The organism is Candidatus Kryptoniota bacterium (genome assembly GCA_036567965.1).
Classification (GTDB): domain Bacteria; phylum Bacteroidota; class Ignavibacteria; order Kryptoniales; family JAKASW01; genus JAKASW01.
In genome coordinates this window covers 52,439-75,393 of sequence record DATCTN010000025.1, presented here as the reverse complement: position 1 = coordinate 75,393, position 22,955 = coordinate 52,439, and the positions used below count along the sequence as shown (strand labels likewise).

General features: G+C 50.6%; 16 protein-coding genes. 4 read left to right on the top strand and 12 right to left on the bottom strand.

Annotated features, from left to right (window positions below; genetic code table 11):
• The first annotated feature begins 43 nt into the window (after positions 1–43).
• From VIS48_10425 to VIS48_10415, 3 genes are all read left to right on the top strand, one after another.
• On the top strand, positions 44–799 hold the full coding sequence (locus VIS48_10425) for an antibiotic biosynthesis monooxygenase family protein (protein ID HEY9166564.1): 756 nt from the start codon (positions 44–46) through the stop codon (positions 797–799).
• 515 nt (positions 800–1,314) lie between these two features.
• On the top strand, positions 1,315–4,044 hold the full coding sequence (locus VIS48_10420; protein HEY9166563.1) for a TIM-barrel domain-containing protein: 2,730 nt from the start codon (positions 1,315–1,317) through the stop codon (positions 4,042–4,044).
• A gap of 156 nt (positions 4,045–4,200) precedes the next feature.
• On the top strand, positions 4,201–6,447 hold the full coding sequence (locus VIS48_10415; GenBank protein HEY9166562.1) for a GH92 family glycosyl hydrolase: 2,247 nt from the start codon (positions 4,201–4,203) through the stop codon (positions 6,445–6,447).
• A gap of 118 nt (positions 6,448–6,565) precedes the next feature.
• Here VIS48_10415 and VIS48_10410 read toward each other — a convergent pair whose 3' ends face one another.
• Entirely contained in the window at positions 6,566–7,651 is a 1,086-nt protein-coding gene (locus tag VIS48_10410; protein ID HEY9166561.1) for a dipeptide epimerase, read from the bottom strand.
• A complete protein-coding gene (locus VIS48_10405) occupies positions 7,620–8,798 on the bottom strand; it encodes an SH3 domain-containing C40 family peptidase (GenBank protein HEY9166560.1) in 1,179 nt (392 codons plus the stop codon). The genes VIS48_10410 and VIS48_10405 overlap by 32 nt, the downstream gene beginning before the upstream one ends.
• Before the next feature lie 160 nt (positions 8,799–8,958).
• Between VIS48_10405 and VIS48_10400 the strand changes: the two genes are divergently transcribed.
• Positions 8,959–9,810: a phytanoyl-CoA dioxygenase family protein gene (locus tag VIS48_10400; protein ID HEY9166559.1), complete on the top strand. Its 852-nt coding sequence runs from the start codon at positions 8,959–8,961 to the stop codon at positions 9,808–9,810.
• A 907-nt stretch (positions 9,811–10,717) separates the two neighbouring features.
• Here VIS48_10400 and VIS48_10395 read toward each other — a convergent pair.
• From VIS48_10395 to VIS48_10350, 10 genes are all read right to left on the bottom strand, one after another.
• Entirely contained in the window at positions 10,718–11,941 is a 1,224-nt protein-coding gene (locus VIS48_10395) for a DUF1343 domain-containing protein (GenBank protein HEY9166558.1), read from the bottom strand.
• A gap of 8 nt (positions 11,942–11,949) precedes the next feature.
• Entirely contained in the window at positions 11,950–13,824 is a 1,875-nt protein-coding gene (locus VIS48_10390; GenBank protein HEY9166557.1) for a discoidin domain-containing protein, read from the bottom strand.
• 28 nt (positions 13,825–13,852) lie between these two features.
• Positions 13,853–14,029 (bottom strand): hypothetical protein, encoded by a 177-nt coding sequence (locus VIS48_10385; protein ID HEY9166556.1) that lies wholly within the window; start codon positions 14,027–14,029, stop codon positions 13,853–13,855.
• A 159-nt stretch (positions 14,030–14,188) separates the two neighbouring features.
• The gene (locus VIS48_10380) at positions 14,189–15,658 is read right to left on the bottom strand and encodes a sodium:solute symporter family protein (GenBank protein HEY9166555.1); all 1,470 of its coding nucleotides are present in this window, start codon (positions 15,656–15,658) and stop codon (positions 14,189–14,191) included.
• Entirely contained in the window at positions 15,655–16,629 is a 975-nt protein-coding gene (locus tag VIS48_10375; GenBank protein ID HEY9166554.1) for a GNAT family N-acetyltransferase, read from the bottom strand. The genes VIS48_10380 and VIS48_10375 overlap by 4 nt, the downstream gene beginning before the upstream one ends.
• Positions 16,626–17,447, bottom strand: coding sequence for a PIG-L family deacetylase (locus tag VIS48_10370; protein ID HEY9166553.1), 822 nt, complete (start codon positions 17,445–17,447; stop codon positions 16,626–16,628). The genes VIS48_10375 and VIS48_10370 overlap by 4 nt, the downstream gene beginning before the upstream one ends.
• Positions 17,448–17,453: 6 nt before the next feature.
• Complete coding sequence (locus VIS48_10365) at positions 17,454–18,590, bottom strand: DUF5009 domain-containing protein (GenBank protein HEY9166552.1); 1,137 nt, start codon at positions 18,588–18,590, stop codon at positions 17,454–17,456.
• A 67-nt stretch (positions 18,591–18,657) separates the two neighbouring features.
• Positions 18,658–19,611 carry a GNAT family N-acetyltransferase gene (locus VIS48_10360; GenBank protein HEY9166551.1) on the bottom strand — a complete coding sequence of 318 codons (954 nt, stop codon included), beginning with the start codon at positions 19,609–19,611 and terminating at the stop codon, positions 18,658–18,660.
• Positions 19,612–19,693: 82 nt separating this feature from the next.
• On the bottom strand, positions 19,694–20,722 hold the full coding sequence (locus VIS48_10355) for a PorV/PorQ family protein (GenBank protein HEY9166550.1): 1,029 nt from the start codon (positions 20,720–20,722) through the stop codon (positions 19,694–19,696).
• Between the two features lie 37 nt (positions 20,723–20,759).
• On the bottom strand, positions 20,760–22,919 hold the full coding sequence (locus tag VIS48_10350; protein HEY9166549.1) for a hypothetical protein: 2,160 nt from the start codon (positions 22,917–22,919) through the stop codon (positions 20,760–20,762).
• Positions 22,920–22,955: the final 36 nt, after the last annotated feature.

The following is a 22,955-nucleotide window of genomic DNA, read 5'->3' as shown; positions in this document are numbered from 1 at the left end:
ATTGAAATTGAAATCCGATCGCGCTTAGAAAAGAAGGCGGCCCATGTTCATGAGACTGGTGCAAGTGAAGGTCAGGCGGGAAAGCGTGGATAAGCTTCGCGCCGCTTATGATATGGAGATCATTCCCGAACTCGCGAAGGTCAGGGGCTGCAAGTTCGCGACTCTCGTGCAGAGCATCCATCAACCCACCGAATGCATCTCGCTAACTCTCTGGGAGAATGCTGAAGCGGTCGATGAATATGTACGGAAAGGCACATACACCTATCTCCTCGAGGGTGTACAGTCGTACCTTGCTTATGCCACTGAGTGGAAAGTGAAACTCTCAGCCGATCAGACAATGGAGTATGTCCCGATCACTGAAGAACCGACGGTGAAGGCGTACCAGGTCGCTCATTTGCCTGAGACCTCTCCGATCTCTGTGAGCCCGGGCGCACTTTATGTTCGCATCCTGTCGATGCGCATTCAGCCGGGGAAAATGAGCGAATTCCTGGAAACTTACATAAGCAAGATCCTTCCCGTGCTACGAACCACGAAGGGATGCAGGTATAGTTATCTTTCTGAGAGCGCAAACGACGATGATGAGACTATCTCATTGACGATATGGGACAGCAAAGAAACCGCTGATGAGTATGAAGCAAGCGGCACTTTCGATCTGCTCGTCCGGAATGTTAAACATCTCCTTTCCGGTTTATATCAGTGGAAAATGTCGCTCGGAAGAGGCGGAAGCCAGACCGCAGTCACAAGCGATGACCTGTCAGTGCAGGGCTACCGAGTTGTCACCGGAAGGAGCTTCATGTAGTGCACGTGTCCGCACTGTTTCTTCTTCCGGACTACTGATCTGTAATGTCTCGAGTCTAAACACTCCTGTTTTGAAATTTCACCTCTTTCAAGACGGGAAGAGCGAATTCCTCCTTCAGTCCTCTCTGTAAGTTCTCCGAAAATTTGGACACATGATCGCTCTTTCTGCGACTAAACCTCACTGGTTATCCGATCTTTAAGATCTTACCCGTGATGAGCTGCAGTTGATTCTCATTGCATAAAGCAGATGGCCCGCCAGCTCTTCATTGAACTATAAGTCCGAACATCGATAAGAGCCATTACCCCTCACAGGAACTGCAAAGTTCAAATGGCTATCTTTATTCGCCTGATCTTCACAGGCTTGCGTCAGACTGTGATGAACACTTTAACTTAAATAGCTAATTTGCAGTGTGTGGCTCGGATGAAGAAGCTTTCTAAGAATGCATTGCGAAGTAGTGTCGTAATTTCTCGACATCTATAAATGATCGAATGGACCGCTGGATTAAGGAGGCGAAAATGAGAAGACACTTTCAAATTGCAGCAGCAACAATTTTCTTCTTGACAGTCTTATCAAACCTGATTGTCGATGGAAAACAGAGATACAAGCAACATGGTGGTACAGTTGTCTCCGGTCCTGTCAGGATTGAATTTTTGTCTCCCACTTTGGTCAGACTTGAATATTCTTCTAACTCAAGATTCACGAACGCGCCGACTGTGGTGGTTGTAAATAGACATTGGGTCAGAACTGCTGTGACCAGCATGGAGAAGGATGGGTGGCTTGAAGTATCTTCAGAATTTGTTTCTGTACGATATCTGGTCGGGTCAGGGAAATTCACCGGGAAGAATCTCCTCCTGTCATGGCGGTACAAAGACACTGCGGGCACTTGGGCACCGGGAAACAGAGACAGTCTGAACCTTGGAGGAGTTACGACTCTCGACGGCGCAAGCGGCGATCGACTTCCTGAGCCGCAGACCGGAGTCCTGAGCAAAGGCGGTTGCTTCGAATTGGACGATAGCAATTCGCCTGTGATAGATCCGGCATCAGGTTGGATCGCGGCCCGTCCGGATAAAGCCGACCAGGACTGGTACTTCCTGGTTTATGGCCTCGATTACTCCCACGGACTGAAAGAATTTTCCGAACTTTGCGGAAAGATCCCCATGGTGCCGCGCTACAGCTTCGGCATCTGGATGACAGACTTGAACTATGAATATGTAAAAGGTTCGGATCTGGTCGCAAACTATCACTTCACCTCGGACGATCTTCTGAGCGAGATCAGTCGTTTCAGAGGGGTCGGGCTCCCACTCGATGTGCTCGTTTTGGATTTCGGCTGGCACAATTTCGGATGGCAAGGAGGTTACGATTGGAGTCCGGTTTTCAAAGACGCTCCGGCGTTTTTGAAAAAAGTCCATGAAGAAGGAATCCATGTAAGCGTCAACGACCACCCTAAAGGAATCGGAGAGAGCGCACTTTCTGAAGAGGACAGTCATTCAAAAGAAGCGCAACGGCTTCTAAATGTCACTCCCGCAAACAAGCCGACCTTCTCGCTGAGCTTCCCGACCGGCTGGAGATTCAAGACCGATCCGACCGACACAGGAATGCTCGCGTCGTGGTTCTCTGCAGGCCTCCGGGATTCCAGTTGGGAAATCATCAACGGCGGGGCGCCGTGGGAAAGCCAGGGACATCCGGACTATCATGGATTCGGATGGTACAGAAAATGGGTCGAGATACCTGAAAACTCTCCGAAGCGTTTATACTTGATATTAGGTGGCGCGGCAGATCAGTACGATCTCTACATAAATGGAAAAGAAACTGCCCACCACATGTCTGCCGGCAACAAATTTTACAATACGTTGACTTGCACGGACATCAGTAACTTCATTCAGAGAGGCAACTCGAACCTGATCGCGCTCCGGATCAATGACTGGAGCAATTATGGCGGCCTCACGAAACTTCCCATTGAGATTAGCGACGCGACTCCTGGCGGGTTAATCGAATTCAACCTTGCCGACAAGCGCCAAGCAAATCTATTCATGAAGATCCTCCACGCTCCGCTCATGAAGCAGGGTGTCGACTTCTGGTGGATCGACGGGAGTGGCCCATGCCCGGTCTCCGGACTGAACAGCCAGCTGTGGACGAACAAGCTGTACTACGATTACTCGGAACATTCAACACGGGAGAGGACGTTGATCGCCAGCAGGTACGCCGGATGGGGCAGCCAGAGATACCCGGCATTCTTCACGGGTGACACGTACTCCGAGTGGCCGATGCTGGCATACCAGGTCAGCTTCACAGCGCGCGGCGGGAACGATCTCGTGCCGTATATTACTCACGATATTGGTGGGTTCCATGGCGACACGCTCAGCGTAAAGTTGTACTCAAGATGGCTCGAGTTCGGAGCGCTGAGCCCGTTATTCAGACTTCACTGTGCTTATGAGAATCCGGCGGACGGAAACCTGAGAATGCCCTGGGTCTACGGCGATACCGGAATGAAAGTCGCCCGGATGTACTTCAACCTGCGTGAGCAGCTTCTTCCCTACATATATACTTATTCAAGAATCGCTTATGACAGTGCTATGCCTCTCGCTCGGGCCTTATATCTTAAATATCCTTCATTACCCCAGGCGTATTTGTATCCAGAGGAATATCTGCTGGGAGATGAGCTTCTCGTATCGCCGGTCGTGGATTCCACCGATAGTGCAACGACGTATCTCCCTCCAGGCCATTGGGTCGATTACTTTAGTGGAAAGGTTTACTCAGGAGGTCAGACGATCACAAACAAATACGCGATCGAAGATCTTCCTCTTTTCGTAAAACAGGGATCGATTCTTCCGCTTCAAAACCCAATGCAGTTTTCCGATCAGAGAAGACTGGACACTCTTGATGTCCAGGTCTATGGACCTGGTTCGGCGTCATTTAATCTTTATGAAGATGACGGCATCTCATTGGATTATGAGAAAGGTCGTTGCTCATGGACTCCCATCATTTTCAATAGGGAGAAGGACGGAAGCTACTTGTTGTCGATAGGTCCATCGGCGGGGACTTTCAAAGGACAATTGAAAAGGCGGGCCTACTCGATAAACGTAACCGGGTTGCGGCGGCCGGCTGAAGTGAGAATGACGAATCATCCGGGTTTGTCGGAGACCGACCACAGTTTCGAATGGAGCTGGGATGACGCGCGTTCAAGGATTCAAGTGACGGTTCCGTTTGAAGATATGGATAAGAAGATCGACATAGTTATCCGATGACAAGGGCTTCTGAATTGAGACAACAGAATTTTGGTCTATATACTTGCTCGGGCGAGTCAGGAATATAAAAGTATCTCTGAATCGAAACGTAAAATCCGATCGGGCCTTTTATCACTGAAAGCTCAGGACTAATTTTATTTTCAAGAGGAATTCATTATGAACCATAAGATCTTAATTCCAATCACAAACCGGATATTGTTCCTGAGTGGTATGTTTTGCTTCGTTTTGACCTTGATTCTATTTCAACCGCAGGCTCAAGCGCAGGATCGACGGCAATCAAAACACGAACCTGTCGATTTCGTAAATCCTTTTATCGGGGTTCTGGATGATGGAACCAACTGTGTCATCGGACCTCAGCTGCCTTTCGGCTCGATCAACCCGAGTCCGGAAACACAAAATGGATCTCAAGACGGCTATTCTCCAGCTGAGCCGATAAGAGGTTTCGGCCAACTTCATGTGAGCGGGACAGGTTGGGGAAAATACGGGGAAGTGTTAGTATCGCCGCAGATAGGTCTTCGTGTCGGGGAAACTGATCACGACTCTCCGAAATCCGGCGAGGCCGCGAAAGCTTATGAGTACTCGGTATTTCTCACTCGGTACAAAATTAAGGTCGATGTGACTCCGTCATATCATTCGGCGATTTACAGATTCACATTTCCAAAATCTGATTCCGCTTATGTTTTGATCGACATTACGCACAACATACCGATGGATATTATGAAAGACGGGTCAGCGTACGTATCGGCCGGCAAGATCGCCATCGATACCGGTGGTGGGTTCGCTGTCAGTGGTGAAGGCACTTACTCGGGCGGATTTGGAGACGGCAGGCACGAAGTATTTTTCCGGGCGGAATTCAATAAGAAGCCCTTGACTTATGGTACATGGCGAAATGGATGTATTGCGCCGGGACAAAGTTCCGACAGTCTTGTTGAACGTAACGACCGAGTCGGGGGGTATTTAAGATTTGCGACTAGCGAGAACGAGCAATTGTTCATGAAGATCGCAGTTTCATTCAGGAGTATCGACCAGGCCGGGCACTGGCTCAGCACCGAAATACCGGGATGGGGATTTGACAACGTGAGAGGACAAGCAAGGACAATTTGGAACAGGGAGTTGCGCAAGATTGAAGTCGAAGGGGGATCTGACTCACTCAAGGAAATTTTTTATACAGCATTGTACCATTCATTCCTGATGCCGCATGACAGAACGGGCGACATGAAAGGATATCCGACTGGAGCGCCGTTGTGGGACGATGAATACGCTGTGTGGGACACGTGGCGGACATTGTTCCCGCTGATGGAACTGATCGATCCCGCGATGGTGAGAGGCAATATTAATTCATTCATTGAGCGGTATAAGAAAAATGGTGTCGTGAAGGATTCATTCATCGGCGGTATAGACATGAAAGAGGAGCAAGGCGGAAACGACGTGGACAATATTATCGCGGACGCTTTCGTTAAGGGAATGGACGGAGTGAATTGGAAAGACGCGTACGGGATTATCAGGCACGACGCTGATTTCGAAAGAAGGGGATACGAAGGAAGTTACGGCGATACAGCAAGCCCCGACAGCGCATATCGGAGAACCGGCTGGATACCTGCCGGGATAATGTCATGCTCCAAGACACTCGAATATGCCTACAATGATTATTGCGCGGCAGAGATAGCCCACAGTCTGGGTACGAAGGCCGATTATAAAAAATTCCTGACCCGCAGTTCCGACTGGGAGAATCTTTGGGACTCGACTTTGACCAGCGACGGATTCAAAGGATTCATCTCGCCGCGTAAGGCCGACGGGTGGGTTAACATCGATCCGAAAAAAGAGTGGGGATCATGGCACGAATATTTTTATGAGGGGAGTTCCTGGACGTATTCTTATTTTGTTCCGCAGGAGACTGAGAAACTCGTGGAGATGTGCGGTGGGAAGCAAGAATACGTGTCCCGATTGAATCACGCGCTGGAAAACGGACTCATCGACTACTCAAACGAGCCCGCATTCCTTGTGATTCACAGTTTCCATTACGCAGGCAGACCGGATTTGGCAAGTTACTGGGTGCGACATCTGATGAAGACAGGATACACGATGACGGGCGAGCCGGGAAACGACGACAGCGGAGCGATGGGATCGTGGTTTGTCTTCGCGGCGATGGGGTTCTTCCCGAACGCCGGCCAGAATCTTTATTATCTCCATGGACCTGCGTTTTCAAAATGCACGATCCGTCTTGGCAACGGAAAGACAATCACGATTTATGGACAGAATGCGAACGATGAGAACATATACGTACATTCGCTCACTGTAAACGGAAAGCCGTGGAACAGTCCTTTCATCACTCATGACGAACTGAAAAACGGAGCGACGCTGCGATTCACTATGAGCAGGGAGCCATCTGATTGGGGGAAGTAATACGATACATTTTGCATAAAGTACATTGTTTTGCTTGAATTAGAATAATCGAAAATAAGTCACCGAATCAGTCCCGTCATGAGAAATCAGGCGGAACTTTTTTGAATTGCGCGGCCTGCTAGTCTTCTTCCCGAATCTCTACTCCGAGTCCGGGTTGATCGCTGAGCGTGAGCGTGCCGTTTCTGTTCAGGACACCGGTGAAAGGATCGTTCGAGATCAACACGTTCCCGTCGAGATCGTTCCAATCCACAAGCGGCGAAATGTGAGCGGCAGCAGTGATCCCGACGGACGATTCGATCATGCAGCCCAGCATTATTTTCATTTTCTTTGCGCGCGCTGCTCTTATGAGTTTTCCCGCCTTCGCCAATCCCCCGTTCTTCTGGAGCTTTATGTTGATTCCGTCGTAAGCGGTTGACAGCGCTTCGACATTGTGAATCGAAAGCGCTTCATCGGCAATGATCGGCATCTTTACCCGCTCGTGCAGCCACCTGGCGTCGTCGAGTTGCGCGGCGGGCATCGGCTGCTCGATGAATTCCACGTTTTGCGTCGACAGCCAGTTTATTCGCTCGAGTGCTTCCTCCTTCGACTTCCATCCTTCGTTCGCGTCTACTCGAAGGACCCTGTCCGTCACGCTCCGTACAGCGCTGAATATCTCTTCGTCGTTCGGCAACCCTACTTTGATTTTTAAAACAGGATAGTTCTCGGCCTCTTTCACTTTTTGAATCATGACTTCCGGGGAATCAATCCCGATCGTGAACGTCGACAACGGAATCTTCTGTTTGTCGGCACCAAAATATCTGTAGAGCGGGATGCCAAGATGCTTGCCTACCCAGTCGTGCATCGCGATGTCGATAGCGCACTTCGCACTTGAATTGCCCGGGCCGAGCGAGTCAATGTAAATGCCAATTGCCTCGAGCTGAAGAGGATCCGACAATCTCCCGAGGTCCACATTACCAAGGAATCTGATTACGCTTTCCGCGGTCTCGCCGTAACGCGAGTTGGGTGACGCCTCACCATAAGATGTGATGCCATCTTTTCTGAATCTGATTATCACCACAGGCACGGTGTCGCGAGAACTCCTGGAGATCGTGAAAGTGTGAGTAAGCTTCAGATCATATTTTAGAAAGTCGAGTGTTGCTTTCCCGCTTGAGGCGATCCTCGTAAAATCGCTGTCAATCATGTTTGCCCTGATTCGGTTGGACACCGAGTATCCTCCTTGCCCTTACAAATCTTTCAAGATCGTATTTGTCAAAAAGGGAATCGTTTTTGTTGAAGCTGCTGATCCTCACCAGGCTGCTCGAATGAATGAAAAAGCCGGACCCGAGGTATATTCCTACATGCGCGATCTTTTCCGGCTTCTGCGCGGTCGCTTTGTCTCCGAAGAATAACAAATCGCCCTTCTCAAGATTTGAGAAGTCGACTCCGGGATCCACACTGTCTCCGATGTCGCTTTGCTGGCTCGCGTCGCGGGGAAGATCGATGCCGTTCATTCTAAACACGGTCTTAACAAAACCGGAACAATCCATCGCCTTGGTGCTCGTACCACCCCACAGGTAGGGAAATCCCAGAAAATCTTTGGCGAGTTTTTCTATGCTTTGCGGCGTTGCCTTGTGTGAGTTTAAGTACTCATCTTCAAACTGGGCGTCAGATTTCGACACGTAACCGGTTCTGCCGTCAGGGAGCTCAATCTTGAAGCTTGAGGAAGTAGTTCTGATCGGCGTGAGATAGTCGGCCATCGCGAGGTCGGATATCGTCGAACCGCCGTTTGGCATGCTCCGAAGTGTCGTGAGAATCGTAGTGACGATGATCTTCCTCTTAGCGCGATACGAGGCGATGGCCGAAGAATCCATCAACACGATATTCCCCGTGTCAATCCAGCCGAGATATCCTTTGTCCCATGGCAGCTCAGGAGTGGACTTGACATAGAACCAATCGCGGGTCTTTTTGTAAACCTTGACCGTGTGACCCAGCAGAACCTGATCGACAAGCTCTGCCGCATCGTGCGGGCCGGCATACAAATTTCCAACGCTCACGTCGACTACTCCGTAGACTTTGGGCTCGAGACCTGATTCCGGCAGGACTGTCACAGAGTCTGTCAGAGTATTCTCTCCTGCGGCGTGAATGTCCGAAAAGAGTTTTGCTTTCGCATCGGGATCGTCCACCTCTCCTCTTAAGACGATGCCTTCGTCCTGAATTTCCGCGCTGACTTTGAAAACGGAAGTTCTTGGATCCTGAGCGTACTCGCCCCTCAGGGAATCCAGGATCATGTCGATGCGCGCGATACGAGCTTTGTTCACGCCGCATCCGGCCAATATAAATGAAAGCAAAAGTATGGGAAGAAGGTGCTTCATCAGTCCACCAGGTTTAATATTCAAATTTAAACCAAAAAGGGTGAATTGACAATCGAATTGGCTGTCGCGCTGACCTTCTCTGATTTCATGATGCAACCTCATGTGAATATTCAGACATCTTAACGAAATTGAGCATGAGGTAAGAAAGGACGCATTCAAATTGATCGACACTCTGGACGTCGGTCCTGAAGAGAAACGATATTTCGATTCCAACGGATACGCTCTGATCAAGGGTCTTGCTAGCGTGGAGGAAATAAGATCGGTACGAACGTACATCCAGGAAGTTGTGAGAAAGATGACGGAGAAGAATGACAGGCAGGGACGGCTCGACGATTACACCAAACTTTTCCTGCAGGTCACGAATGCATGGAGGCTCGATGGCAGGATTGCGAAATTCGTCTTTCAGGAGAAGTTCGCTAAAATAGCCGCAGGTCTCATCGGGGTAAATTCTGTAAGGCTGTACCATGATCAAGCCCTCTTCAAACCTCCGGGAGGAGAGAGGACGCCGTGGCACCAGGATATGTTTTACTGGCCGCTCGATACCGACAAGACAATAACCATGTGGATGCCGCTGACTGATGTCACTCAAGAAATGGGTTCCCTGGTTTTTGCCTGCGGCTCACACAAGAATGGACTGATCTGCAATAGACCGATTTCTCTTTCGAATGAAGATGAAGTCGAAAAGCTTATACTGGAAACCACTTACATGAGAAGAAGTCATGAACTGAAAGCAGGCGACGCAACTTTCCATTCGGGATTTGTCGTGCATTCCGCCTATCCTAACAGAAGTCAATCGGTAAGGGAAGCAATGACAATAATTTATTTTGCCGATGGCGCAAGAATGGTAAAAAGTCCGAACAAGTACCAGCAGGTTGACGCGAACGTTTTTGTCCCGGGAGCGAGGCCGGGAGAACCTGCCGCAAGCGAGCTGAATCCGGTCCTGTATCGTGCCGATGTTCCAAAAGGAATGAAGCCAGCGCACACATTGGTAGTGTCTCAACTTGAAGTGTGAATATCCCCTTGCGAAAATGTCCCGCTCCGAAGGAGTCCCTTAGGGAAAGGGATCCCTTCGGGAGAGTCCCGTTGGGAAGAGAGAATACTCACAAGGTTTGACGACTCGTATTAGCGATTTTTTGTCAGGTGAACGAATCGGAATAGCTATTCAAAAAATCGCATATAGCTGAGTACAGGACGATCCCGACGACAGTCGGGACCATTTCCGCAGGGCACCCTTTTTGCGCCTCCGATTATTTATATGCGGCGCATCCGCAGAAGGCGGACTTTCCGTTCACTTTTCCCGTTCAGAAATAACCATACGATGAACGGGATCCCGAAGAGCGGGACTTTTGAGTGAGTCCCGAAGGGATCCCTTCGGGACAAAAGAAAGTGAACAATAAAGATCTGATGACTCTTAACGATTCTGTTGTACTTTCCTTTGTCTTGATATCCCGATTGAAATCGGGACAGGCGCCGGAAAGTACCAAAGTCCGCCGAAGGCGGATCCGTCCTCTGGCGGAGAAAAATCAAGCGTTCACTTCACGAAACGTTTCGTGAAGTGTAGCTGTCGGAAAAAACGGTTGACAACTCAACTCGTTGAGCTGGAAATTTCCTCATTGAAGAAACAAATGCCGCCTTGCGGCATCCCGCATTATCCGCAATTAATATTAATGAGCGGGATAAACTAGGCGCCTTCGGCGCCGTCGGACAGTATTTGTTTCTTGATCCCACTTTGGAAATTTCCTAATCGCCATTTTTTCCGAAGGCCATATGTGGAATTTTTCTTCTTTAGTTCAAAATGAGACACTACCCAAACATGATCTCGGACGAATGCGATGTCTGGATTGACATGGTGAATGAAGGGAGTGGGGGTTTGAAATTTACGGCAGAAACCGATAGTCGTATTTGAGTCAGATCAAGAATTAAGGATAGAGGAAATACTTTTTTCTTTCTTCGTCGAAAGTCCCAAGGCGTGATTTCCAGGTCGCCGCGATTTCCAGATATCCGGCTCCCTTCTCAATCATCGACTTGATATTCTTGTCACCTGACAGTCTGTCGAAAGCGCCGTCCGACCGGAACTTGAGCTGGGCCGGATTTAGCTTGCGCATCGCACAGACCAAAGCGACTCCTGCTTCGACAGGTTTCACCATGGTACGATCTGTAACGCGAAGGTAGATGCCGTGGCACAACTCGCCGCTGAATCTCGGGTGAGAGACCACGCTGGAAAATCGTGGAACAAAAGTAACCGGGTCGAACTCAACTCCTGGTAAACCAAGTTCAGTCAATGACGCAGCTAGTTTGACCCCGTCGATGAATGGCGCACCGATGTACTGGAATGGATACGGTGTTCCCCGGCCTTCGCTCAAGTTAGTTCCTTCGACCAATGCAGTACCGGGGTAAAGTGTCGCTGCCTCTATTGTTTTGACATTAGGTGAAGGAATTACCCAAGGGAGGCCGGTCTCATCATACCACATAGATCTTTTGTAATTCAGCAGAGTGGAAACGGTCAGATCGAGTTCGAGTCCCTTAGGTTTGAGATACTCTTGTTGTATCAAGCCCGCGAGCTCGCCCGGCGTCATGCTGTAGAGAATTGGGACCGGAAGCATGCCTATGAATGAACGCGCATCGTCGTGCAGGAATGGACCGTCGATCAAATTTCCGGTGACTATCGTCGGTCGATCGAGAATTACGAACGGGATTCCTTTTTCGGCGGCAGCCTCCATGGCGAGCGCCATCGTGCTTATATAGGTGTAAAAACGTGTCCCTGCATCCTGAACATCATAAATCAAGATGTCTACATTCTTGAGCATCCATTCTTCCGGTTTTGTATGGTCTCCGTAGAGGGAATAAATCTGGAGCCCGGTAGCCGGGTCCAACTCGCTTTCGACATGTGCACCGGCAGGAGCGCTTCCTCGTATGCCGTGTTCGGGTGAAAACAAAGCCGCAACCACCACTTCGTCTTCTTCCCTTAGGACGTCCACCTCGTGTCTCCCATCGGAAAGTACTGCCGAGTGGTTCGTGACAAACCCGATTCTCTTTCCTTTGATGAGTTCAAGCCCTGATTCGAAGAAATGCTCGCTTCCGAACTTAACCTGTCGAGATTCACCGCCTTGTTTTCTTGTCGCTTTTGCCTGGTCAAGTGTCATTTCAGTATTCAATTTTCATTTTTGTAAGACGTACTCTTTCGCAAACTCTTCGGATAATCATAGATTTCGAATTCGTTTATCGAGTAGGTCGAGACCGAGTGCGTTCCCTTCAGACAGATGAGTTTGATGAAACGGGCTCTGACATCTTCAAAACCAAAATTTTGCGTTCCGCCGGCACCCTGCTGCTCCTGAACTACTGTGTGCCAGTTCTTTTTGTCCGGCGAGACTAGTATGATAAATTGAACTCCGTGTCCCTCACTCCAGTGGAGAACGATCGTGTTAAACTTGCGCTGCTTTCCAAAGTCAAGTTCAAACCACTGCTCGTCGAGTCCGCCTTCTTTTCCCCACAAAGCTGAAGAAGCCCAACGTGTGTACTGCTTGCCGTCTACAGCCCTTGAGGGTCCGAAGTCAGGACCATTGAGAGCAAATGAGGATGCAGTGGCCCGCGCTCCGAGCGCCAGGTTTTCCGGCGGTGGAACGGCACCTTCTCGCTGCAGCTGAAGAACGACAATAGAATAGGGAGGGATATTCTCTGAAAGTACAGAAGCGGTATGCTTGAGCGCATCAAACTTATCCAGCTTGTGCTCGGAGTTGAGGATCAATGCTGTGGGAGAACCCTGCGCCGTGAATCCTTTCAACTCTATGTCAGCCCTCGCGGCGGTGCGTTTGTTTTTGTTGATGAGGATGATCGAAAGAGTATCGTTACCGGTCAGGCTCGAGTATACGGAAAGGGAAGTGTCTGAGCATGTGCTGTTGACAAGATCTCTTCCAAAGTATCGAGTGAATAACGGGAAAACGTAGTAAACGAAATTTCGTCTGCCTTTTCCATCTTCTGAAAGGATACCGTAATCGCCGTGTCTTGGAGGATAGGAGTTGTGAAGCGCCCAGTAACATGAAATCTGTTCTCCGAGCTGTGCCATGGTACCTATCATATCGGCGATATACAATGTGTTCGCGATAGAGAGCGTGATCGGTCCGGGATATCCTGAGATTGAATTGTAGCCGACGTCAGCGATCCACATTGTGTCTGCTTTTTCCTTGCCATGCGCCGGATCGGCTATCGGGAGTGCTTCTTCGAGCGCTTCGCGAATGGTTTTGTACGCGAGGCGATATCGGTAGGGGCCGGTCAATATCGTGTCTTCGTATTCCTGTTTGTTGGTGAAAGGATAAAACGAGAAACTCACCATATCGATGTACTTGCCGGCGGACTTCAGGACGCGGTATGTCCAGCCGCTCGTGTCCGCCGAAGGCATGACGTTGGATGCGACGAGTATGGTCGAGTCAGCTCCCTTCATCGCCTTCGCGAACGAGATAAATCTTTCGGCGTATTTTTCCGGAGTGGTGTGTCCCCTCGCCCACGAGCCCCACTGTTCGTCTCCGATTTCCCAGTACTTGATGTGGTAGCCTTTCTCTTTGTTGCAATACGCCACCCATTCCGCAGCGAGTTCGGGAGATTCATTGAAGTTTATGGTAACAAACCCTTCGGTGCCGGTTGCGGCAAGCAGTGCGGCGTATTCGTCAGTATTCATTTCAGCGGCGCTGTTCTTCGGATCGTTCCATGTATAATGATCGGCGTCGTTCCCGCCTGGATATTTCAGGATTGTTACCCCGCTTTGCCTGATTCTTCTTATTGCTGTCTGGTCGGAGGTTAACAGCATATCCTGTGCGGGTCCCGGGAACAAATCCTCGTCCCATCTCGCGACGTTAAGACCATATATAAGCGGGTTGATTACCGACAAACGATTTGACGCATCCACCGTCACTTTTGCAGAATGATTCCAGGAATGGCGCTTCGGTACTTGCGCACTTGTCGGCACCGCTAAAAGCGCCACGAGCACAGCGAGCACAAGCAGCGAATTGCTTCTTCCCGAGAATTCCTTCATCGTTCCACTTCTGCAGAATATGAGGGTCTCATCGCAGCGGATTTCCGTTCCCGCTATTCGCTTTTCCTTTTTCTTTCTTATCTGAACGGGAAAGCAGACTCTTCATGTCTTTGATTCCAAAAACAGTTATGATGCCGGCGATGGAAAAAAGGACGACTGTGGAAATGCAAAAAAGTATTAGCCAGAAAAGATCAATGGTCGGCAATTGAATTCCTTTCTGAATTATCGACACTCCACACTCGGGAGTCAGTCCCGCAACATTCGAATGTACTTGCACCTTGTCCGGTCGCAAATTTCATATCCAACACAACGGGCAGGAGGCACGGTGCCTTCACGTTTATTTCTGCTGAGTGCTGAGGATTTTTCATAATTTCACCGGGGGATGACTCTTCTGCGTGAGGAGCGAGCCAAGTATCATTCCAATGGCGGCAAGCGCGAAACTAATGAACCCCGAGATGTTCACGTCGACCAGAAAGAGGAATCCGGCCGGCAAGGATTCCTTGAACTGGGAGAGAACAAGGAAAGTCAGAGGCGCGACCGCACCCAACCCGAGACCCCAGTAGGCACCTACAACGTTCGCCTTTCGCCAGTAGATTCCGGCGGTCACGCAGGCGAAACCGCCCGCAGCGTACATGCCGGCAGTGATCGCGAGATACTGATACGCGGTCGATGGAATCTCGTAAACCAGTCCGAATACAAGCATGAATATGCCGATGAAGATTGCGATGGTTCTCGTCATCCTGACATTGAGTGCGTCGGTGAGTGAGGTTTTCAATAATGGAGAGATTACGTCTCTCGTCGCGACCGTGCTCCATGCAAGCAAGTATGCGCTGTAAGTCGACATCGAGGCAGCCAGCATTCCTGCGATCATGAGTCCGAGGAATCCCGACGGCACGAATAAGCCCAGAAGCCGGGGCATGGCGACAAGTGAATCAGCATGAGGCCCGAGAACGGCGAGGGCCGCCACTCCCCAGAACATCGGGATCATGTACCGTCCGCCGAGAGTGAGACCGGTGTAAAGAAACACTTTTCTTCCGACTTCAGGGCTCTCGGAGGCGAATGATTTGGACACCGCGGGTTGATTCAAAGCAGACAGCGCGATGCTTCCTATCAGCATCCAGAAAATAAATGCCCACCCGAAATGCGGATTCATCACGGGGTTAACTCCTGATGCGCCGTATTGCTGGGTCACTGCGCTTACAATCTTGTGGATATCTACTCTCATGAGAATGAAGATCGTTGCTATGAGCATACCGAACGAGAGAATTACGAACTGTATAAAATCGGTGATGACTACTGAGAACATTCCGCCGAGTACCGTGTACGCTATCACGACGAGCAGCATGACGACCATGACCGCAACTCTCGCCTGTTCTCCCAGCCCCATCGTCTCCGTCAGGAAAATGCTGTCGAACCTCAGAAAGATGCCCATATTCAGGACTCCTCCGAGGAAGAGCAGAACGCCGCCGAGCCATCTCACCCACTTGCTGAAACGCATCTCGTAGAATTCAGGTATCGTTATGACTTTGAGCTCTCTCAAACGGGAGACGACGAAGCCCGTCTTTCCGATTACGAGGTATCCGAAGACACCGATCACACCGAGCACGAAGCAGGAGAAACCGGTCATGTAGCCGAGCTGGCCGAAATACATGAACGTCACGACGCCGATCTCTGTAGCGATGAGCGTTGCAGTGCCGAGCGCCACTTTCACTTTTCTACCGGCTACGTAGTAGCCTTCCATGTTCTCAACATATTTTCGCGCGCGGAGCCCGGCATAAATCGACCCGCTGAGATACGCGATCAGGATGACCCAGTCCGCCAGATGAAAATTCATCTCAGCGACTTCTTCATTATTTCATGCCGCCTGGTAACTCTTAAACCGCATCTGTGGTAGAAATCTTTTGCGTGCCCCGTGGTCCACGCGAGCCACAAATTTCTTTGACCCTTTTCTTTCATCTGGACAGCCGTCGCGTAATAAAGGGAAGTCCCGATCCCCCTTCCCATAAATTCCTTCTCGATGGCGAACGGCCCGAAGTGCTCTTCTTCGAAGTGGCTGAAGCCGATCACGTGTTCGTCTTTCACCGCGAGTATGATCTCATCGGTGTTCGGGTTCCTTCTCAGTTTTTCGAGAGCTACCCTGAGCAGCTCTCCCGGATAATCGTTCCGGAGGAATTCTATCAATCCCGTGAGGAACTTGGGGTCGAATACGCTGATCTTGATTCCCTGTGAGGCGAGCGCCGCCAATTTGTTTTCCGCTTCCCGGGACAGCTGGAAGTCCATTAGTGAGCGGCCCATGCTGTATACTCTCTCGCTTCTTTTGTAGCCAAGGTTTTTCAAGAAGGTAAGCGCGTCTTCGTAAGCGTCGAGATCGATTCCGGGAGCGAAGTAATTTGGTGTGTATGAGGACACGAATACGTCCTGGACCCCGCAGGATTTCAGGAAGTGCTCACCGGCGGTCACCAGTTTCTTCCCGAAGCCCTTAGTTCGATAGCTGGGATGGACAAAAAAAGCGGTGATCCAGCCCCTGCCGCGTTCCATGTCGAGACCGAAGTACGGGTATCGCCGCCTCACCGCGAGGCAGAATCCGACTACCATCTCGTCGATCGAAACTATTATACAACCATCTTGATCGAAATTTTCATCAAGCAACACCTTTCTCCTGAAGGTCTCCGTTGTTATCGGATCACGGAGGAGGCACTTGTTCCAGAGAGCGACCACGCTGTTTTCATCATCGCCAACATACGGACGGATAGAAAATGCGCCGGTCAACTCCTGCCTGCTTGTGGCAGTATATAAGTTTGTCATGGATTAATTGTCTTCCATATTAGTTTCTTATCGAACTGGTCGACGTTGAATGAAACAGCGCAGGCGAATCCGGCTTCCGCTCCGCGAACCGATGCAAGCGACTTGTAATAATTCAAATAAGGGAAGCTCGAGATCTTTCCTCCGATGAACTCGTACTCCTTTACCGCTTTCTCCCATTTCTCAAGCGACTCGTTCACGTCCACGTAAACGTACGGCTGATAATCGTCCATGTCCTCCCAGTTCTCGGTGTACAAGATGCGCTTCACACCGCGCCACTCAGGATATTCGGTCTCCGAGTAAGGAGTTACAGTTCCCACCGACGGCAAGCTTGCGAGGAGTATGGCATCTACCACTACCGCGTGCGCGTTGGAATGATCTTTATGAATGCTTTTTGTCCAGTGTGTTATTATGCAGCTCGGTTTCACCATCCTGATGACGTTGGCGACATAATGTCTCGCGACCTCGTCGTTAGGGAGCTCGCCGTCGTGGTAGGGTCCGAAGATTGGCTCGGCGCCAAGGAGGCTGTCGACCTTGAGCGCCTCACGTTTCTTCTGGCTGCCGTAGTCTTCGGCTGACATCTTTGGATTTCCGCCTTCACCGAGCGTCAGGTGAAGAATCACGACCCGGTCTCCCATCATGGCCTGCTTTGCAAGAACTGCCCCGCATGAGATCTCCATATCACCCGCGTGAGCCCCGATTGCCAGGATAGTCTGTGTACCGTTTTTCATTTTGCTGGAGTTCCTTTCGTCGGCGTCATGTTTTCCACCCGCGAAGGCGAATAGTAACAGGAGCGCGCAAGAATAGATTTTTTTCTTCATGAGTATTCAAATCTTTATGAATATTTTTCGCTTGTAGAAAACGTACATCACTCCGTACCAGATGAGGAGGTAAACAACGGAGAAAAGCACCGAAGCGTTGTAACTGCTCGCCAGCGGAGAGAAGAATGTGCTGTAAACGTATTCCTTAAGGCTCATCTTGATTGCGGCGCCGGCGGGGGAGTGGATTGTGATCGTAACGAGCTCGAGGATAATCGCGCCGAGAGTGGAGAGGAAGAAGGAAGCGATCGCATTCGCGCCGAAAACTTTGAACGGTTCCGCCCATTTCTTGTATCCCTTTATGTCGATCAGCCAGAAGGAGACGCCGAGCATCTCCATGGCGAATCCGGCAGTGAACACAACATACGAGCTGCTCCACAGGAGTTTGTTGATCGGGAACCAGATCGACATGATTACGCCGATCACGAGTCCGAAGTTACCTACGACCAGTAGGCCGGCAGCTTTCTCGATATCGCTTCTCTTCGTTCTGAGATAATGACCTGTCAGCGATCCGAAAAGCACTGTGGAGATCGACGGGATCAGGCTCAGTATTCCCTCCGCGTGATAATGCCAGCCTTGCAGAAGAACCTTGTCAATGTACCACCACAGGTTGCCGACCGGCGCGAGAACTCCAGCTCCGTAACCCGGGACGGGAACGAGCATCATGAGCAGCCAATAGAGGACGATGCAGAACACGGCGACGATTGCTTGCGCGGCCACGCTCGAGAACAGATAGATAATACCCGACATCAGGTATATCACTCCGATTCTCTGAAGGACATTGAGAATCAGCCTATGTGAGTAATTGAAATTCGGAATCCCTGATAGAAGCATCCCGAGCGCAAACATTATCACGGACCGGATGAGAATGTGGACCGCGAGTTTGCCTTTGCTTTCGCCCCTCGCCGCCCTTTTCCCGAACGAGAAGGGCATCGCTACTCCCATGATGAACAGGAAGAACGGATAGATCAGGTCCGTCGGAGTCCATCCGTCCCACTCAGCATGAGCGAGCGGTGCATAAACATGAGACCAATCTCCGGCGTTATTTACAAGTATCATCCCGGCGATCGTGATTCCTCTGAATACGTCGAGCGAGATCAGTCTTCCTGTCCCGGACGGGACATCGTGAGTTTGTTCCTCAGTCATTTCCATACCTCAATTCCGTTTTTCGTTGACCGGCGAATCAGAATTGCCTTCAATTATTTCGATCGGATTATAAGATCGGCTTTTTCATTACCGCGAATCGCCTTGTCTCTTTGAATCCGAATTTTGAATAGACTTTTGCCGCGATATCGTCTGTCCAGAGGACGTAAGCGTTGTGATGTCCTTTCGCACGCATGCGCTCAAGAGTTCTGCCGAGGAGGACGGTCCCGATTCCTTTTCCCTGAAAACTTTCCGCGACGCCAAACGGTCCGAAGTGAGCGCCCTCGAACTGGCAGTAGCCGATCACCTGGCCATCCTTTTCGTTGACCGCTACAAAGATCTGGTCCTCATGGAAAATGCCGCGAGTCATATCCCTGAGGTTTATTCTTGAGACCCGGACCCAGTCTGCGGGCATATTCGACCCGAGAAACTCAATGAATGAAAAAAGGTCGCTCCTTTTATACGGCCTCACCGAGATTCCTGATTCGCCGAGGCGTTTTTCCTTCTCCTCTGCTTCTGGAGTAATCCTGAAGAGCGGTAGCTGTGTGTCCATGCTTAGCGGGCGGGCGATTTCCTCGAAGCCGAGCCGTTTCAGAAAAGCTATACCGCCGGAATATTCCTTTATGTCTATACCCGGAACGAAGTAACCGGGAGCGTAAGTCGCGATGAGGCACTCGCTCTTCCCGATATTTTTGAATTTCCCCAGAAGGGAATCAATCATTTGCCTCCCGATTCCGCGCCGCCGGAATTCCGGGTCGACTCCGAATGCCGTTATCCAGCAGCGGTCTCCTTTGGGGTCATGGTCACCGAGAGAGACTCTCCGGGCGTATGTGCCGACGACGAATCCAACGACACTTTTGTCTTCTTTCGCGACAAGAAAAGTGTTCTCGTCAAAGTTCTCGTCCAGCAGGACGCGCGACTCCAGGCTGTCGAGTGTAATCGCGTCTAAGGGGAGAACCTCATTCCACAATTTGATGACATTATCCAGATCTTCTTTAGAAATCGGACTGATTGAAATTTTCATGCTGGTCCTTTCGAAACAACGGTCAGTCCACACCGACAAACAATCTCGGGCTGAATACTGGCCACTGAAAGCTGATTGCTCCTCAATATGAAGTGCCGAACGAGATGAAATGAACAGCGCCGAAAACGCCGAACGGTTCGTATGCGTAATCGATATGCAGGTTGATGCCTCCGAAATTCTGTGAGACGCCAATTCCACCCGTGAACCCTCTTTCGTCCAGACCTGTCATATATCCGGCTCGCAGTGAAAGCATTTTCGCGAAGTTGTATTCGCCTCCCACGCGGACGCTCTCGTTGAAATCCCGCGGGTGAGTCGACTGAACACTCAGGACGAAAGATTGGCTGGAGGACGAATAGTCCGCCATCAGGAACGAAAGCGGTTCGACGGTCAGGCCGAAGTTTACCGAGAATGGGAGGAAGAAAGCCTGTTGCTCATATGTAATTTGCCGGGAGACATTCTGGACTGCCGCAGCGAACCGGACGCCATGAAATTTGAAATCATACAATGCGCCTACATCGAACGCGGGTTCTCCATGCGAATACCTGACTGTTGCTATCTGTAATGCGGGATCGGAAAGACTCGTCCCCGCAGTTGAAACCCAGGCATCTCCCAGATTCTGGTAGGCATATTTAATATGTACACCGTAAGAAAATCTATCGCTGACTTTCTGGGAGAAAGCGATGCCAAGCGCGAAGGCCTGAGGGGTGAATGTACCGGTCTCGACATATCCTTGCGGGTTAGCAGCGTACCGTGTGCCATAGAAATCTCCGTAGTCCATAATCATTCCGTCGAAAGCGAGCACGCCAAGTTCGCCGATCTTCACGGCAATCGAAGGAGCGAAGTAGTTTATGTTTGCGATACCTTCGGTGTAGTTGACGTTCAGGTCAAATTGCTTGTCGATCCAGCCGAGTCCCGCGGGATTCCAAAACACCGCGTCCGAATTGGTCATCGTTGCCACTCCGCTGCCGGCCTTACCCATCGCCTCGGCTGAGACGGGATTTTCCAGGAACCGGAAACCTGCCTGTGCTTCTTCGGTCTGTGCCATGGCGCTGCCGGTTAGAAGAAAATAAGTCGACGCCGCAATCATTAGATAATGACGAATCTTCATCATCTCAGTATCTCCAATCTGATCTTCCCATAAAGAGTAATCACCTGACGATTACAAATTTCACGAACTGGTCGGCAAGACTCTGGCCGGTCAATCCCTGTGAGTTGCTCACGACCAGAATATAGATTCCGCTGGCGACGTACTGGTTGCTCGCGGTCCGTTGGTCCCATGTATCGTCTGCCGGTCCGTAATGGGTCCACCGTTTGATAAGGTTGCCGGTTTCTGTGTAGATAGAGAGCGTGCACTTGACCGGCAGGTTATAGAATGAAATCTGATCGGTGGGTCCGCCTCCTCCAGTTCGTATGGGAAGACCCAAAGCGCCCGAAGCAATCGTCGCGGGATTCGGCACAACTCTCACTTTACCGGATACACTGAGACCCGGTTTGAACGGTGATGCGGCCAGTGACGTTCGTGTCGCGTATCTTGAGCTTTCCAGCTTCGTGCCCGGGTACAAGCCGTTGTTCTGTGTGCCATCATCCAGAGCTGTTACAGCATAGTAATAATTTACTCCTCTGTCCACGCTCGTATCTTTGAACGTAGTCTCGGTCCTATTCGTGGTCTGGTACACCAGCTGCCACGTTGCGCCGCTTCCCTGATCGTTCGGATCGTCGACGTAGTATGCGCCTTTCTTCCTGTACACGCGCCAGGCGTACCAGTCTTCCACACCTGTGATCGCGTTTCTAAAATAAGATTGGTCGGGATAAGACCAGTTCACTGTAACGCTGTCCGGCGCGCTGTGGACGTCGATATCCGGCGGAGGCGGCGGTGCCGGAATAGTTCTGCCATGACTGATTTGGTCCCATGCCCAGTATGCGCGGTCTATTGAATTCGCGAGGGAATCTTTTCCGCCGGTCAATATGAGACTGTCCTTCACCGCATCCGTGATCTGTCCGTTGAACCATGCGCGTCCGATGCTGTCGCCAACCTCGTAGGGGACTGAACCCGAAGCAATCGCATAAACGAAAGTTATGGAATCATATTCGCCCGACACAGAATTCTTGGTAAAGCTGTACGGACCCGACGTAATGAATCGCATCGGACCTTTCTGCGGGCTCGTAGCAAGTCCCGCGGTTATCGGGTCAAGGGGAAATTTCCCCCGGCCATCTGTGCCGATGTATGTGTCTCGCAAACCGAGATCGCGCCTTCCCCACACATCAGCAGTGATGCTCGCATGCGGCATGGAGAAAGGTTCGTTCTGGTCATCGGCACTGTTTGAAACTGAGACCGGCGCATACAGAAGCGCATAACCGGGGATTTGAGTTGAGTAGAGATGGCCCGTGATCCTGTCAGGATCTCCGCTGTTATCCTGCGAGCCGTTGGTGTAAGTCGGAGAGCCGGCGAGTCCGTTGTTCCAAAAATCATAGTAGTAAGCGATGAGCAAATCTTTTCTCGGATCGTCGGTAACAAGCTGGCTCGTCTTCGTCGTCCAACTGTCCAATACATCTTCACTTTCGTAGCCGTAGGAGCTGTACACGGCTTCCTTTCCAAGTATCGAAGGACCGAAGCTCATGGAGAATGGCCACCACATTGATATCGTCTGATCGGGGAGACGTCGCGGTGGTTTCTGTTTCGCCAAAGCTATTTCGCCCGTAAAAGTCAATGTGACCTGCCAGATGGCGACGTTAGAAAGCTCCGGGTTACTGAACGCGTAGATTCTTACGTGCGCTCGCATCCCATAGGCGGTTATAAGATCGTTGAACTCACAGATTTCATCTGCCTTCAAAGTGGGATCCACCTGCCAGTTGTACTGCGGGTTGAGTTTTATACCGTCGACATAAACATTCGGCGGCCGATATCTGCGACGCTCCCATGTCCAATCGGTAGTGCCCGCACTTATGTAGGGGGAGTCTGCGAACTCTGGATGCCTGACGCCGGAAGTATCCACCAATCCTGTGTCCGAAAGACATATCGGGCTGAATATCTGGAAGAGCATGTTAGACAGGTAATGGTCAGCCGGCCAGAAGAAGTCGAAACCGTTCTGGGGATTTGTCGCGGCCGCATCATCGGTGGCGAAGTCCCAGCTGTACTCGTTTATCATTCCGCCGTCGCCGCGGGTCTTGCTCGGTATCCACTGAAATGAGTTGACATTTATTGTCATCGGAGGGGCGGTGTAATCGGCCTGACTCATTGCAACCGACTGGTATAGCATCACGATTGCAAAGGCCGCGACAATTTGTGCGTGTCTTCTACTCTTCAACATCTTCTTGCTCCTGTTCTCGATTGAACCCTTCGAGAA

What these genes read in the sequence shown, in the direction of transcription:
- VIS48_10415 (HEY9166562.1), top strand. Translation starts at nt 4,201, where the DNA reads ATGAACCATAAGATCTTAATTCCAATCACAAACCGGATATTGTTCCTG.
- VIS48_10350 (HEY9166549.1), bottom strand. Translation starts at nt 22,919, where the DNA reads ATGTTGAAGAGTAGAAGACACGCACAAATTGTCGCGGCCTTTGCAATC.
- VIS48_10375 (HEY9166554.1), bottom strand. Translation starts at nt 16,629, where the DNA reads ATGACAAACTTATATACTGCCACAAGCAGGCAGGAGTTGACCGGCGCA.
- VIS48_10425 (HEY9166564.1), top strand. Translation starts at nt 44, where the DNA reads ATGTTCATGAGACTGGTGCAAGTGAAGGTCAGGCGGGAAAGCGTGGAT.
- VIS48_10355 (HEY9166550.1), bottom strand. Translation starts at nt 20,722, where the DNA reads ATGATGAAGATTCGTCATTATCTAATGATTGCGGCGTCGACTTATTTT.
- VIS48_10380 (HEY9166555.1), bottom strand. Translation starts at nt 15,658, where the DNA reads ATGAATTTTCATCTGGCGGACTGGGTCATCCTGATCGCGTATCTCAGC.
- VIS48_10370 (HEY9166553.1), bottom strand. Translation starts at nt 17,447, where the DNA reads ATGAAGAAAAAAATCTATTCTTGCGCGCTCCTGTTACTATTCGCCTTC.
- VIS48_10420 (HEY9166563.1), top strand. Translation starts at nt 1,315, where the DNA reads ATGAGAAGACACTTTCAAATTGCAGCAGCAACAATTTTCTTCTTGACA.
- VIS48_10365 (HEY9166552.1), bottom strand. Translation starts at nt 18,590, where the DNA reads ATGACTGAGGAACAAACTCACGATGTCCCGTCCGGGACAGGAAGACTG.
- VIS48_10390 (HEY9166557.1), bottom strand. Translation starts at nt 13,824, where the DNA reads ATGAAGGAATTCTCGGGAAGAAGCAATTCGCTGCTTGTGCTCGCTGTG.
- VIS48_10405 (HEY9166560.1), bottom strand. Translation starts at nt 8,798, where the DNA reads ATGAAGCACCTTCTTCCCATACTTTTGCTTTCATTTATATTGGCCGGA.
- VIS48_10360 (HEY9166551.1), bottom strand. Translation starts at nt 19,611, where the DNA reads ATGAAAATTTCAATCAGTCCGATTTCTAAAGAAGATCTGGATAATGTC.
- VIS48_10395 (HEY9166558.1), bottom strand. Translation starts at nt 11,941, where the DNA reads ATGACACTTGACCAGGCAAAAGCGACAAGAAAACAAGGCGGTGAATCT.